Raw genomic sequence first — 14,198 nt, 5'->3', positions numbered from 1 at the left:
TATTTTTTCAAGGGGAAAGAAAGGAGAATGATATATGGACTATTCAGCAGTTAATACTATATGGGTACTTGTAGGTGCAGCCCTTGTCTTCTTTATGCAGGCTGGATTTGCAATGGTTGAAACAGGCTTTACAAGAGCCAAAAACGCTGGAAATATCATCATGAAAAACCTGATGGATTTCTGTATCGGCACACCGGTCTTCTGGCTGGTTGGCTTCGGTATTATGTTTGGTGCAGGAAACGGCTTTTTGGGAAAGATCGGCGGTATTGCCACCGAAGCTAATTATGGAAGCGCAATGCTTCCTGATGGCGTTCCTTTCTGGGCATTTCTTATCTTCCAGACCGTCTTTTGTGCAACCTCTGCTACCATCGTTTCCGGTGCAATGGCAGAACGCACCAAGTTTTCCGCTTACTGTATTTACAGTCTGCTCATCAGTCTTGTAGTGTATCCTGTTTCAGGACACTGGATCTGGGGCGGCGGATTTATTTCACAGATGGGATTCCATGATTTTGCAGGTTCCTGCGCTGTCCATATGGTAGGTGGTGTTGCTGCATTTGTTGGAGCTATTATCCTTGGACCACGTATTGGTAAATATACCAAAAGCGGAAAATCAAAAGCAATTCCTGGTCATAACCTGACAGTTGGCGCACTTGGTGTATTTATCCTCTGGTTCTGCTGGTTTGGATTTAACGGTGCTTCCACAGTTTCCATGGAAGGAGATGCTATTGTCACTTCCGGCAAGATCTTTGTTACTACCAACCTTGCAGCTGCAGTTGCTACTGTTACAGTTATGCTGATCACATGGGTACGTTACAAAAAGCCAGATGTGTCCATGTCCCTGAACGGATCCCTGGCAGGTCTTGTTGCCATCACTGCAGGCTGCGATACTGTATCTCCTACTTCCGCAGCGATCATTGGTATCCTGGCTGGTTTCATTGTTGTATTTGGTATTGAATTCATTGATAAAGTGCTGAAGGTTGACGATCCGGTAGGTGCAGTTGGTGTTCATGGCCTGAACGGTGCTTTTGGTACCCTTGCAGTCGGTCTTTTCTCAGATGGAACCGGTACAGACTGGAAAGGTCTTCTGGTAGGCGGCGGCTTCCACGGCTTTGGTGTTCAGATTGCAGGTATGTGCATTACGATCCTCTGGGTTGCTGTTACAATGACGATTATTTTCCAGGTGATCAAGCATACCATTGGTCTTCGTGTATCCGAAGAAGAAGAGATCCAGGGTCTTGACGTTAAAGAGCATGGTCTTGCAAGTGCTTACGATGGATTTACGATCCGTGATACAGTTGCCAGCGTTCCTGCTCCTATGGGAACCGGCTCCGGTAAACATACCAGCTACCCAATGCCCTCTGCTCCTGCTGAAACAGTACCTGAGCTTCCAAGGGAAGGAGTACATAAGCTTACCAAGGTTGTGATCATCACAAGGCAGAACAAGCTTGAAGAATTTATGCATGCAATGAATGAGATCGGTGTTACCGGCATCACCATTACCAATGTGCTTGGCTGTGGCGTACAGAAAGGTGCTCCATCCTTCTATCGTGGCGTTGAAATGGATATGAACCTTCTGCCAAAAGTTAAGATTGAAATTGTTGTCAGTCTTGTGCCAGTACAGAAAGTGATCGCTACAGCGAAAAAGGTACTTCACACCGGCCAGATCGGAGACGGAAAAGTATTTGTATACGACATTGAAAATGTAGTAAAGATCCGTACCGGTGAAGAAGGCTACTTAGCTCTTCAGGATACCGCTGAAAAATAAGGCTCCACTCATATTTCTATTATAGAAAAAGGTCTGCCTCCCAGCCAATATGCAAATGGATTTCCAATTGCAGGGCTGGTTTGCAGACCTTTTTATTGCAGATTTCTATATACTCTTGTATCCCATCTATCTTGGAAGCTTTGGCAGATTCCATCGATAATGAGCTGCCAGATACCGGATCAGCACTACCACACAGGATCCCACTACCATTGCCCATACAGCCCCAAACTGCTGCATCCACACACATACAATTGCTCCTACAATAGACGCACAGGCATAAATATGGCGGACAAAAATATAAGGTGGCACACCTGCCATCATATCTCTTAAAAGACCTCCACCTACGCCTGTGATGGTTCCAACAAAAACCAAAAGAAATACATTGCTTCCGTATCCCTGACGTATCCCTGTATTTACTCCCATCACAGTAAAAATCCCAAGTCCTATGGAATCCATGATCAGAAGGATCCTTTCAAAAGCCTGGGAACTGTGTTGTCCCGGCTCCATCTTCTTCATATAATAAGCAAAGAATACCAGGCAGGAAGTGATCACTGCTGCCAGTGCATACTTTGAATTCAAAAATACAGTAGGCGGCAGGATCCCAAGTACAATATCACGGATTATACCTCCTCCTACCGCTGTTACTACCCCAAGCACACATACTCCGAAAATATCCATAGAGCATCCGGCTCCCACCATAGCCCCGGATGCTGCAAATGCAACTGTCCCGATCATCTCAAGACAAAATGTGATCGCTGTTTGAATATCCATTATCTCTCTCCTGCCATTTTTTCTCTGTAAAAAGGACCCTGCTGTGCAGGATCCTTTTCCTACATATAAAATTATAACAAACCTGCCCTGCTTTGTGTACCCCTTTTATCCTTTCACTCCACCAAGAGCCACTCCTGCCACAATATATTTTGAAAGAATAAAATAAATGATCACCAATGGGATAATGGTTACAAACAGTCCTACATATACTACTCCGTAATCTGTACGGAACTGATTGGAACTAAGCAGCTGTACAAACATAGGCAGTGTTTTTTTGGAATCTGTAGTCAGCATAATGGTAGGTGTAAACAGATTATTCCACTGGGCAATGAACTGGAAGATTGCCTGTGTGGCAACTGCCGGCTTCATAATCGGTATAATGATCCGGTTAAAGGTATGCCACTCTCTGGATCCATCAATCCGGGCCGCTTCAATCATCTCAATAGAAAGTGTACTTTCCATATACTGTTTCATAAAGAATACTACCGCCGGACTAGCAATAGCAGGGATGATCAGCGGAATATATGTATCTACCAGCTTCAGATCCAGCATGAACCGGTAAAAACCGATAATAGAAATCTGGCTTGGAACCATCATGATGGCCATAATAAACGCCCATGCAAATTTCTTAAATTTAAAATCATATACATAAATGCCATACGCTGTCATAGAAGAAAAATATACAGCAAGAAAAGTACCTGGTACTGTGATGGTCAGTGAATTTAATGCTGCTTTTTGCAAAGTGATCTGCATACCATTTTGCTTTGCCAGAAGATTTTTCCAGTTTTCTATCAGATGGCCTGACGGGATCAGGGAAATACCGGATTTGATGGCTTCAGAGCTTCTGGTGGCATTCATGATCAAAAGTAAAAACGGCCCCAGTGCAAGAATACAGAAAATCACACATACTACAGTACGGAAAATCCGCTGCCGCTTTATAGAGCTTGTATAACCATCTTTCATGATCTCTGCCCTGCCTTTCCGGCTTTCTTTGCTGCCTTTTTCATCCTACGCTCCTCCTTGTCACCCATGGCAGCAAAAAGGATCAGGCTGACGATCAATGTTACTGCAAATAGAATCACGGATACTGCTGCCGCTTTTCCAACATCACTGTTATACAGACGCATGATATACATGGCCATTGTTGTAGTCTTATCATCCGGAAGCCCTACCAGGCCTGTTTCAGGAACATTAAACAGCGCTGGAATATCATACATCTGCAGACCGCCGATTGCAGATGTTACCAGGGTATACAGCATGATTGGCTTTAACAGAGGAAGGGTAATGAACCGAAACTTCTTAAATCCGGTAGCTCCGTCAATATCTGCCGCCTCAAACAGTCCAGGATCAATTCCCAGCACTCCTGATATCAGAAGCAGGGTAGTATTTCCAAACCACATCCACCACAAGATCGTGGAAATCAGTCCACGGCTTCCTGCCACGCTGGACATAAAATCAAAGTTTTTCCCAAGAATGCCCCAGTTTTTCAAAGACTGGGTAATCGGTCCATACTGGGAAAACATGGCCTTAAACAATACAGATACAGAAGCTGCAGTGATAATGCTTGGAAGATAAACGATCACCTTCACTGCCCCTGTCCCTTTCACCTTAACCTTTGTGTCAGTAAGCCATACAGCCAGTAAAAGAGAAACAAGGATCTGGGGGACAAAATTACAGCCCCACATCACCAATGTATTTTTCAGATAGCTAAGTACATAAGGGCGCTCTCCTGCACTTAACCCAAGCACATTCAAAAAATTCTGAATGCCTGCAAAATCCACAAACTGCCTGCCATTTCTCTTATAATAAGAAAGGGTGCTGTAATAGAAAGTATTTATCAGCGGCCACAGTTGAAAGATCAGGTAAGTAATAAAAAAGGGAGCAATAAAATAATATCCGTATCTTCCGTAATTGATTTTTTTCTTTTTCTTCTTATTCATAAATACCTCCTATGAAAGGTACTGCCCCTTCGTAAATGAAGAGGCAGTATCCATACAGGCAGCTGTTGTCAGCCTGGTTTCATTATTATTCTACGCTCAGGTAAGAGAAGGTATCATGGATTGATGCTTTCAGATCTGAAATTGCGGTATCAAGATCTTTCTCACCAGTTGCATAAGCCTTTGTCTGGGTATCCAGAAGAGAAAGGATCTGCTGATCTTCTGCTGTTACGGTAGAAGCATCCAGTCCATCTGCCAGAGGAAGGAAGAATTCCATAAAGTTCTGTCCTGCGTCAGCATACAGATAACCATTTCCGTCTGCGGAAGCGCCGCTTTCAATGATCTTATTAATTGCTTCTGTGTTATTTACATAATCAGAATTCAGTGCATTGATGGCTACCATTCCATCTGTATCACAGGTAAAGAATTTCATGATTTTGCCAGCAAGTTCTGTATCAGCACACTCTGTTGTTGCAGCCAGTCCAGTGCCGCCCCAGTAGCATTTATTTGCTGTTGGAACAAGGATCGTATTGTTTTTCCATGTATCGCTTAAGCACCAGTAAGTAAACCATGGGCATCCCATATAAGCAATGGCTGCATTGCTGCTCTCGCCATCCCCATCCATGTTTGCATACCAGTCAGCATTCCACTGATCTGTATTAAAAGTAAGCTCTTCATCATACATCTTCTTGGCTGTTTCAAGATAAGTGGTGATATTGTCATCCAAAGTGATCACATCGTTCTCATCATAGAAGCCTACAGTTCTGGAGTTTGTCAGCATACGTTTGATCTCATCATAACCAGAGAACAATTTGCACTTTCCACCGGATGCTTCCTTAACTTCTTCTGCTGTTGCGATAATCGTATCAAGATCTTTGAATTTCTCTGCCAGATCAGCCGGATCTGTAGTTCCAAGATATTTTTCTGCCAGATCTGCACGTACCTGGAAGCATCCTGGTGTTGCCTGCCAGAACAGAGCACGTACATTACCGTCTGCATCTGTACCAAGATCAAGATCATACTGGTACATGTTCTTGTAATCGTCCTCTGTAATGCCCAGGTCTGCAACTGATTTTACCCAGTCACTGTTTACATATTTCTGAACATAATCAACTTCCAGTCCCATAAGATCCGGATATAATTCATTAGAAGGGTCATCCAGTACAGGATCCAATTTGCCCTGATAATAATCAGATCCACCTGTATTTACAAATACGATTCTCTTATAATCATCCGGATATGCCTCTTTGAACGGACCATCCAGAATATTCTTAATGTCATCATTCCAGCCCCACACTACGAATGCATCATCAGCTGCAGAATCACCTGTCACTGTGTTGTCCGGTTCCTGGTCATCTTCAGCCATTACCGGAACTGCATATACGGAAAGTCCTCCAACCATTGCAGCGGTAAGTAAAACACTCATAAGCTTTCTCTTCATTTTTGCTACCTCCTTAATATAATCCTTTTATTATTTACATTTATTTTGGTACTTCTTTTACATTACAGGACTGCAGTAAAAATCACCCCAGTTTTTTGACCGATCTGCCCTGAAATAAAGTTCCATCCACTGTATAGGACCGGATCAGCGCTGTCTTCGGCTGTTCAATCAGTTCCACCAGCTTCTCTGCAGCGATCCTTCCAATGGCACTGGTATCCTGACATAATGTGGTAAGCTTTGGTTCCATGATCCTGGCTATGTTATTCCCATCATAGCCTGCAATGGAAATATCCTCCGGAATCTTCAAATCTCTTTCCCGTATCTCATTAAACCCTCCAACTGCTGAAAGATCATCTGGATAAAGGATACAGGTAGGTGGATCTTTAAGTTCTAGCAGCTCCCTGGTTTGCCTTGCAGACAGGTCTGCGTCTAGGTAACGTGCTGGCCTGACATATTCGTCCGGAACCTGGATCCCTTCTCTTTGCATCATCCGGTAAAAGCTGCTGAGACGCTTCTTCGTAACCGAAGTGTCATCTCCATAAATGTATGCAATCTTTCGGTGACCCTGAGAAAAGATATATTCCAGAAGTTTCTCCATTCCCTGTACATTGTTAGATAAAACAGAGATCCTGCCATCACACACATGGTCAATGGTAACAACCGGCACTTCTGATCTTAAAAGTTCCTGCACCTCCTCGCTGTAAAAATCCACGCAAGCCATTACCACCCCGTCCACGCCCCGGTATCTGCAATGCTCATAATAACTCATCTTCTTTCCCGAAACATTTCCGCTAGTAAAGGTAATGTCATATCCCTTGCTCTCTGCTGTACTTTTGAAGCTTTCAAGCACGTGATTAAAATAAGCATGTGTCAGTCCGCTGTGAGCCTGATCTACAAAAAGCACGCCCAGATTGTAGCTTCTTTTTGTTTTCAATGCCCTTGCAGATGAATTTGGCAGATACCCAAGATCTTCTGCGGTTTTCTGGATCAGTGCTTTTGTCTCTTCCCCGATATCCGGATAATCATTTAAAGCTTTGCTGACTGTCGCTACGGAAACATTGCATTTCTTTGCGATTTCCTTCATCGATACCATAAGCCCTGTTGCCTCTTTGCTTTCTTTGTTTTCCTAAATCGTTTTCGCATCTTCACTATATTACTTTATGCACAAATAATCAAGTATATTTTCTCGTTTTTTATGCTTTTTGCTTCCTTTCTCTCTATTTCACAAAATCAGATTTTCAGTTTTTTTCAAATTAAACAAAGTTATCTTCTTTTATCACGAAACTATTTCGTAAAAATTCCTTGCTTTTTTATATTCTCTCAGATATATTAAAGTTAAGATAATTATCCCATCCTTTTATAGGGATAACTTCTTTATATTTTCACTATTTTATATTGTTTTCTAATGTTTCTTTTATTTCTGTCGAATTATCAGAACTCATTCGTTTTCGCATATACTTTTTTTCAGAGCTCCACGCATGATTACAGGCACTGTAGTACATCGTGTCAAGCTCTAATCTTTGACAAGGGAGGATTTCCAATGAAGTTCGGTTTCTTTGACGACGAAAAAAAGGAGTATGTGATCACAACCCCGGACACTCCACTTCCATGGATCAATTATCTGGGATCTCAGGACTTTTTCAGTCTGATCTCCAACACCTGTGGTGGTTACAGTTTCTATAAAGATGCAAAGCTGCTCCGGCTTACCCGTTACCGCTATAATAATCTTCCGGCAGATTCCAACGGAAAATACTATTACATAAAAGAAGGGGATGTGATCTGGAATCCTGGTACAATGCCCACCCGAACCCCTCTGGACGAATACCAATGCAGACACGGTCTTGGATACAGCCGTTTCCATGGAATCAAAAACCAGCTTTCTGCTGATCTTCTGGCTTTTGTACCTGTAGACACTCCTTGCGAGATCAATGTACTTACCTTAAAAAACCAATCCGCTTCTGCCAAAAAGCTTTCCCTTTTTTCCTATGTGGAGTTTTGTCTGTGGAATGCAGTAGATGATATGACCAATTTCCAGCGTAATTTAAGTATTGGAGAAGTGGAGATCCAGGGAAGCGCTATTTACCACAAAACAGAATACAGGGAGCGAAGAAATCACTACAGCTTCTTTTCTGTAAATACGCCCATTGACGGCTTTGACACCAGCAGAGATGAATTTCTGGGAGTGCGCCGGGGAAATGACCGGCCTCTGGCCGTAGAGCAGGGAAAATGTACTGGTTCTGTTGCCAGTGGATGGTATCCCATCGCCAGTCACCAGATTGATCTTGTACTTGCTCCAGGGGAAGAGAAAGAACTGATATTCCTTCTTGGGTATTGTGAAAATCCTCAGGAAGAAAAATGGGAAGCACCAAATGTGATCCGCAAGACCACAGCTCTTGCCATGCAGGAAAAATATCATACTTCCGCACAGGTGAAGAAAGCATTCCAGGATCTGAACCATTACTGGGAAGATCTGCTCTCCCGCTTTTTTGTAAACAGCCAGGATCCCCATGTAAACCGTATGGCAAATATCTGGAACCAGTACCAGTGTATGGTAACTTTCAACCTTTCCCGCTCTGCTTCCTACTACGAATCCGGTACAGGAAGAGGCATGGGCTTTCGAGATTCCTGTCAGGATCTTCTTGGCTTTGTACATCTTGTACCTGAACGCGCAAGAGAGCGTATCCTTGATATTGCTGCTACTCAATTTGAAGATGGCAGTGCTTATCATCAGTATCAGCCTCTCACCAAGAAAGGCAATCTGGATATTGGAAGCGGATTTAACGATGACCCGTTATGGCTGATCGCAGCTGCTTCTGCTTACCTGAAGGAAACCGGTGATTTTTCTATTTTAGACGAAATGGTAGCCTTTGACTGCGACACCTCAAAAGCACAGCCCTTTTTCCAGCATCTGCTTCGCAGCTTCCATTATACCTGTACCCACTTAGGTCCCCATAAACTACCATTGATCGGCCGTGCAGACTGGAACGACTGTCTGAACCTGAACTGCTTTTCCAGTGAGCCTGGGGAGCCATTCCAGACTACTGGTCCTTCTGAAGGTCCTGTGGCAGAATCTGTTTTCATTGCAGGAATGTTTGTAAAATACGGCAGGGAATTTCAAACCATCTGTGAAAAATATGGCCACACCGAGGAAGCTCTTCAGGCAAAAGATGCAATTGATGCCATGTACCAGGCAGTGCTTACCTCCGGCTGGGATGGTGACTGGTTTCTTCGCGCCTATGATGCAACATCCCAAAAGATAGGTTCCCATGAATGTGAAGAAGGCCAGATCTTTATTGAGCCTCAGGGATTCTGCGTAATGGCAGGGATCGGTGTAAAGGAAGGCCTGGCAGAAAAAGCACTGGATTCTGTAAAAGAACGGCTGGATACCAAATACGGTATCATGGTACAGCAGCCTGCTTATACCAGATACTACCTGAACCTTGGGGAAATCTCCTCCTATCCGCCAGGTTATAAAGAAAATGCAGGTATTTTCTGCCATAACAATCCCTGGATTTCCATCGGAGAAACCATGATCGGCAGAGGCAGCCGTGCTTTTCAGATCTATAAAAAAACCTGTCCTTCCTATATTGAGAATATCAGCCAGATCCACAGGACAGAACCTTATATTTATTCTCAGATGATTGCAGGAAAGGATGCACCACGGCACGGGGAAGCCAAAAACAGCTGGCTTACAGGCACTGCTGCCTGGACATTTGTAAATCTCTCCCAGGCCATCCTTGGCATACAGCCAAGCTATGACGGTTTGTGTGTAGACCCATGTATCCCTGCAGACTTTGGGGATTTCACTGTCACCCGCAGGTTTAGGGGCGCAGTATATCATCTTTTTATCTCAAATCCTGATCATGTTGAAAAGGGGGTAAAATATCTGGAAATCGACGGAAAACAGATTTCAGGTAATCTGATTCCTTTTGAAGAGGGAAAGAAAGAATACCAGGTAACGATCCATATGGGATAAGACATTTTATATGACATGTAATAAGCCAGTTTGCTCCAGGTGATTCTGAAGGAAACTGGCTTTTCTTTTATTTCTTCAACGGATCGATCTCCGCTTTATAAACATATCTGAGGAACAGCACACAGATCACAAAGGAAAACAATTCTGCAATAGGGAATGACCACCAGGTAGCTTTGATCCCGCCTGTCCGTGCCAGAATAAAGGCCGCCGGAAGAAGCACTACCAGCTGTCTTAACACAGATACTGCCAGGCTTAAGAAGCTATGGCACAGGGACTGGTATACAGAGGAGGAAACCACACTGAAACCAGCCAGCAAAAAGCTAAAACTGATAATGCGAAGAGCCGGTATTCCAATCTCCAGCATAGTATCTGAAGCGTTGAAAATATTCAGAAGCTCCTGAGGGAACAGCTGGAATACTGCAAATCCCAGAAGCATGATTCCAACACCCATAGCCACACTGAACCGGATCGTCTTTGTGATACGATCCGGCTTTTTGGCTCCGTAATTGTAAGAAATGATGGGCACCATACCATTATTCAGACCAAATACCGGCATAAATACAAAGCTCTGAAGCTTGAAATAAACACCAAATACTGCGGTTGCAGTAGAGGAAAATCCCATCAGGATCTTATTCATACCAAAGGTCATAACAGATCCTACGGAAGCCATGATAATAGACGGGAACCCAACACTGTAAATATTTTTTACAACATTTGCGGACAGCTTATATTTCACCAGGGAAATATGGAGTTCCTTATTAATATGATGATTTACAAAATATCCTACAATAGCAGCAATAATCTGCCCAGTTACAGTGGCAAGGGCAGCACCTGCCACCTCCATCCTGGGAAAGCCGAAAAGACCAAAAATCATGATCGGATCCAGAATAATATTCAGGATCGCACCCAGAAGCTGGGTCAGCATGGAATAAAACGTCCTTCCGGTTGCCTGCAGCAGTCTTTCAAATACAAGCTGCATAAACAGTCCAAATGACATCATCCCGATGATCCTTACATAAGCCGTTCCATAAGAAAGGATCTGGGGATCCTGTGTCTGAACAGCAAAGAATGTATGTCCGAAGACTCCGGTAAGCACGGCAAAAGTCAATGCACTTAACAGGCAAAGGATAATGCCGTTATTAGCAGCCTTGTTGGCATATTCCGTATTCTTTTCGCCCAGAGACCGTGACACAAGGGCATTAATACCTACACCGGTACCTGTACCTACTGCGATCATCAGGTTCTGTACAGGAAAGGCCAGTGAAACAGCTGTCAGTGCATTCTCATTGAGCTTTGCAACAAACATACTGTCTACAATATTATATAATGCCTGAACCAGCATGGAAATCATGATCGGGACAGACATTGATACAAGCAATTTTCCAACAGGCATAACGCCCATTTTGTTTTCTTTTTCCACGGCATTTTTTTCCATAAAAATCCCCCTCTCAATGTGTTTTGTTCAAGTCGAGCAGCCGTTTTTTACGATAACTTTTTCTATTCTATAGCAGTGCATCCTATATGTCAATCAAAACATCATAAAAAGAGGAGGAGTGATCTACATCTGATAAAGCATCCGCCGGATCAGGAACAGGATCAGGATATGTGCCGGGTAAAAAACATAGAAAAAGTATTTTGCCCATTTTCCTTTAATGAATCCTCTCTGTCCGTTATACATATTGATAGAAAGAAAAGCAAAGCATGCTTTCCACTCATAGATCAGCCAGCTTGTACCGATCACCGCCTGGGCTGCTTTCTTCTCCTTCAGCCAGTACATGATAAGAAGGAATACATACCCTCTGTAGCTGTAATCTGCATGCAGGTTCCATGATACAGCAAAAAGCACGGCCATGCAGATAAGCTGCATCAGCTGGTTGTCTTTATAATAATCAACTGCACAAAAAGCCAGATAACCCAAAAACAGTGTAAAAAACACATTCTGGGTAGACATATCAAAGAATGTACCTTTATGTACCAGATCCCAGGAAATTTCTGAAATACAGGCAAAGATCAGTAGATTTCTTCCATATTTAAAGCGGTTGTGTGTATGGACAAAGCCCTCCACCAGAAGAAAACAAAAAATGGGAAATGCAGCCCTGCCCACATCCCGCATGATCCTGTAAATCGATATATCCGTGCCTCCAAGAACAAATAAAGTCCTGGTGGCAGACGCTGATTTCACCAGAAGAAATGCAGCTGTATGGTCGATCAGCATGATCACCATAGCCAGTACTTTTAATGCACTGCCGCTTAAAACCCGGAACTTTTCCGGCATAAATGAATCCTGTAATTGCTTTGTCTGTTCCATCCTGTACTCCTTTAACTTAGGTTTGCTTGTTCCAACTTAATTTCATCTGCAGCCAGCAAAATATCACCAATCGTTGATTTATATCTGCATGTGTATATCATATTTCTCTCCCCTCCAATGACGCATCCGATAATTGCATTATAGTAAGTAAATTAGAAAAGTAAAGAAATTTTTTTCGGTGACTGTTGCTCATTTACATTTTTTATTCAAGCACTTTCTCTTTTTTCTATGTTTTTTTACAAATTATGACTGGACGAATTGGGCATTTTGTGAGAGAATAACACCAGTAAAGCGTTCCGCTATGGGAGACTCCCTTAAGGAGCGCTACACTGAGTTGTTAGACTTTTAACAACATTAAGTTCACTAATACTGAAAGGAGTCTTAAAATGATTTACACTAAGGAAGTTGAAAACATGTGTCCTGTAGCTAAGGGCGCAAAACATGAGCCTGCTCCAATTCCTGAAGAAGGAAAATGGGTTCATTCCAAAAAAATTGAAGATATTTCTGGTTTTACACACGGCGTTGGCTGGTGTGCTCCACAGCAGGGTGCATGCAAGCTGTCCCTGAATGTAAAAAATGGTGTAATCGAGGAAGCTCTTGTTGAAACGATCGGATGTTCAGGTATGACTCATTCTGCAGCTATGGCAGCTGAGATCCTTCAGGGCAAAACTATCCTGGAAGCTTTAAATACTGACCTTGTCTGTGATGCGATCAACACCGCAATGAGAGAATTATTCCTCCAGATCGTATATGGACGTACTCAGAGTGCTTTCTCTGATGACGGACTTGCTGTAGGTGCCGGACTTGAGGATCTTGGTAAGGGTCTTCGTTCCCAGGTTGGTACTATGTATGCTACAAAAGAAAAAGGTGTTCGTTACCTCGAGATGGCAGAGGGATATGTAACAGGTATCGCTCTTGACGAGGATAATGAAGTAATCGGATATCAGTTCGTTTCTCTTGGAAAGATGACCGACTTCATCAAAAAAGGTGATGATCCTAACACCGCATGGGAAAAAGCAAAAGGTCAGTATGGCCGTGTAGCAGATGCCGTTAAGATTATCGACCCAAGAGAAGAGTAATCAGGAAACGAAAGGAGACGAACATAAAATGGCATTATTTGAAAGTTATGAAAGAAGAATTGACCAGATCAATGCTGTATTAAACAGCTATGGTATCAGCTCTATCGAAGAAGCTGAAAAAATTACAAAAGATGCTGGACTTGACGTATATGATCAGGTAAAGAAGATCCAGCCGATCTGCTTTGAGAACGCTTGCTGGGCATACACTGTAGGTGCTGCCATTGCAATCAAAAAAGGCTGCAGAAAAGCTTCTGACGCTGCTGCTGCTATCGGAGAAGGCCTTCAGGCTTTCTGTATCCCAGGTTCTGTTGCTGACCACAGAAAAGTAGGTCTTGGCCATGGTAACCTTGGTAAAATGCTTCTTGAGGAAGAGACAGAGTGCTTCTGCTTCCTTGCAGGCCATGAGTCCTTCGCAGCTGCTGAGGGTGCCATCGGTATTGCAGAGAAAGCAAACAAAGTACGTCAGAAACCATTACGTGTTATCCTGAACGGTCTTGGAAAAGACGCTGCTCAGATCATTTCCCGTATCAACGGTTTCACATTTGTTGAGACAAAATATGATTACAAAGAAGCTAAATTAAATATTATCTATGAGAAACCATATTCCAACGGTCTTCGTGCTACTGTTAAATGCTACGGTGCAGATGACGTTCAGGAAGGTGTTGCTATCATGCATCACGAGAATGTTGGTGTTTCCATCACAGGTAACTCCACAAACCCGACCCGTTTCCAGCATCCGGTTGCAGGTACATACAAAAAAGAATGTATCGAGCAGGGTAAGAAATACTTCTCCGTTGCTTCCGGCGGTGGTACAGGACGTACACTTCACCCGGACAACATGGCAGCAGGTCCTGCTTCCTACGGTATGACAGATACTATGGGACGTATGCACTCTGATGCTCAGTTCGCTGGTTCTTCTTC

General features: G+C 43.3%; 11 protein-coding genes. 4 read left to right on the top strand and 7 right to left on the bottom strand.

Going from position 1 to position 14,198, the window contains the following annotated elements; genetic code table 11:
• The first annotated feature begins 34 nt into the window (after positions 1-34).
• Complete coding sequence (locus OCV61_RS01375; protein ID WP_158420285.1) at positions 35-1,765, top strand: ammonium transporter; 1,731 nt, start codon at positions 35-37, stop codon at positions 1,763-1,765.
• Positions 1,766-1,891: 126 nt separating this feature from the next.
• Here OCV61_RS01375 and OCV61_RS01370 read toward each other — a convergent pair whose 3' ends face one another.
• The 5 genes from OCV61_RS01370 to OCV61_RS01350 form a co-directional block, all read right to left on the bottom strand.
• Positions 1,892-2,536, bottom strand: a complete 645-nt coding sequence (locus OCV61_RS01370; protein WP_158420284.1) for a trimeric intracellular cation channel family protein — start codon at positions 2,534-2,536, stop codon at positions 1,892-1,894.
• A gap of 105 nt (positions 2,537-2,641) precedes the next feature.
• The gene (locus tag OCV61_RS01365) at positions 2,642-3,499 is read right to left on the bottom strand and encodes a carbohydrate ABC transporter permease (RefSeq protein ID WP_158420283.1); all 858 of its coding nucleotides are present in this window, start codon (positions 3,497-3,499) and stop codon (positions 2,642-2,644) included.
• Positions 3,496-4,476 (bottom strand): carbohydrate ABC transporter permease, encoded by a 981-nt coding sequence (locus OCV61_RS01360; RefSeq protein ID WP_158420282.1) that lies wholly within the window; start codon positions 4,474-4,476, stop codon positions 3,496-3,498. The genes OCV61_RS01365 and OCV61_RS01360 overlap by 4 nt, the downstream gene beginning before the upstream one ends.
• A gap of 85 nt (positions 4,477-4,561) precedes the next feature.
• Entirely contained in the window at positions 4,562-5,914 is a 1,353-nt protein-coding gene (locus tag OCV61_RS01355; protein ID WP_158420281.1) for a hypothetical protein, read from the bottom strand.
• 82 nt (positions 5,915-5,996) lie between these two features.
• Positions 5,997-7,007: a LacI family DNA-binding transcriptional regulator gene (locus OCV61_RS01350; protein WP_158420280.1), complete on the bottom strand. Its 1,011-nt coding sequence runs from the start codon at positions 7,005-7,007 to the stop codon at positions 5,997-5,999.
• Between the two features lie 447 nt (positions 7,008-7,454).
• Between OCV61_RS01350 and OCV61_RS01345 the strand changes: the two genes are divergently transcribed.
• On the top strand, positions 7,455-9,890 hold the full coding sequence (locus OCV61_RS01345) for a glycoside hydrolase family 94 protein (protein ID WP_158420279.1): 2,436 nt from the start codon (positions 7,455-7,457) through the stop codon (positions 9,888-9,890).
• A 67-nt stretch (positions 9,891-9,957) separates the two neighbouring features.
• Here OCV61_RS01345 and OCV61_RS01340 read toward each other — a convergent pair whose 3' ends face one another.
• Positions 9,958-11,325, bottom strand: coding sequence for an MATE family efflux transporter (locus OCV61_RS01340; protein ID WP_158420278.1), 1,368 nt, complete (start codon positions 11,323-11,325; stop codon positions 9,958-9,960).
• A 123-nt stretch (positions 11,326-11,448) separates the two neighbouring features.
• Positions 11,449-12,198 (bottom strand): TraX family protein, encoded by a 750-nt coding sequence (locus OCV61_RS01335; protein ID WP_158420277.1) that lies wholly within the window; start codon positions 12,196-12,198, stop codon positions 11,449-11,451.
• Positions 12,199-12,584: 386 nt separating this feature from the next.
• Here OCV61_RS01335 and OCV61_RS01330 point away from each other — a divergent pair, with 386 nt between their 5' ends.
• On the top strand, positions 12,585-13,277 hold the full coding sequence (locus tag OCV61_RS01330; protein WP_158420276.1) for an iron-sulfur cluster assembly scaffold protein: 693 nt from the start codon (positions 12,585-12,587) through the stop codon (positions 13,275-13,277).
• A gap of 28 nt (positions 13,278-13,305) precedes the next feature.
• On the top strand, positions 13,306-14,198 hold an 893-nt coding region (locus OCV61_RS01325), incomplete at its 3' end, for a GGGtGRT protein (protein ID WP_158420372.1).

The sequence above is a fragment of the Blautia ammoniilytica genome (assembly GCF_025566965.1).
Lineage (GTDB): Bacteria > Bacillota > Clostridia > Lachnospirales > Lachnospiraceae > Blautia_A > Blautia_A ammoniilytica.
Note: the sequence above shows the minus strand (reverse complement) of the source record. Positions and strands in the feature narration are given on the sequence as shown.

Bases quoted from the DNA above. Each gene is read 5' to 3' on its own strand.
- OCV61_RS01340 (WP_158420278.1), bottom strand. From the start codon at position 11,325: ATGGAAAAAAATGCCGTGGAAAAAGAAAACAAAATGGGCGTTATGCCT.
- OCV61_RS01335 (WP_158420277.1), bottom strand. From the start codon at position 12,198: ATGGAACAGACAAAGCAATTACAGGATTCATTTATGCCGGAAAAGTTC.
- OCV61_RS01330 (WP_158420276.1), top strand. From the start codon at position 12,585: ATGATTTACACTAAGGAAGTTGAAAACATGTGTCCTGTAGCTAAGGGC.
- OCV61_RS01355 (WP_158420281.1), bottom strand. From the start codon at position 5,914: ATGAAGAGAAAGCTTATGAGTGTTTTACTTACCGCTGCAATGGTTGGA.
- OCV61_RS01370 (WP_158420284.1), bottom strand. From the start codon at position 2,536: ATGGATATTCAAACAGCGATCACATTTTGTCTTGAGATGATCGGGACA.
- OCV61_RS01365 (WP_158420283.1), bottom strand. From the start codon at position 3,499: ATGAAAGATGGTTATACAAGCTCTATAAAGCGGCAGCGGATTTTCCGT.
- OCV61_RS01345 (WP_158420279.1), top strand. From the start codon at position 7,455: ATGAAGTTCGGTTTCTTTGACGACGAAAAAAAGGAGTATGTGATCACA.
- OCV61_RS01360 (WP_158420282.1), bottom strand. From the start codon at position 4,476: ATGAATAAGAAGAAAAAGAAAAAAATCAATTACGGAAGATACGGATAT.
- OCV61_RS01375 (WP_158420285.1), top strand. From the start codon at position 35: ATGGACTATTCAGCAGTTAATACTATATGGGTACTTGTAGGTGCAGCC.
- OCV61_RS01350 (WP_158420280.1), bottom strand. From the start codon at position 7,007: ATGGTATCGATGAAGGAAATCGCAAAGAAATGCAATGTTTCCGTAGCG.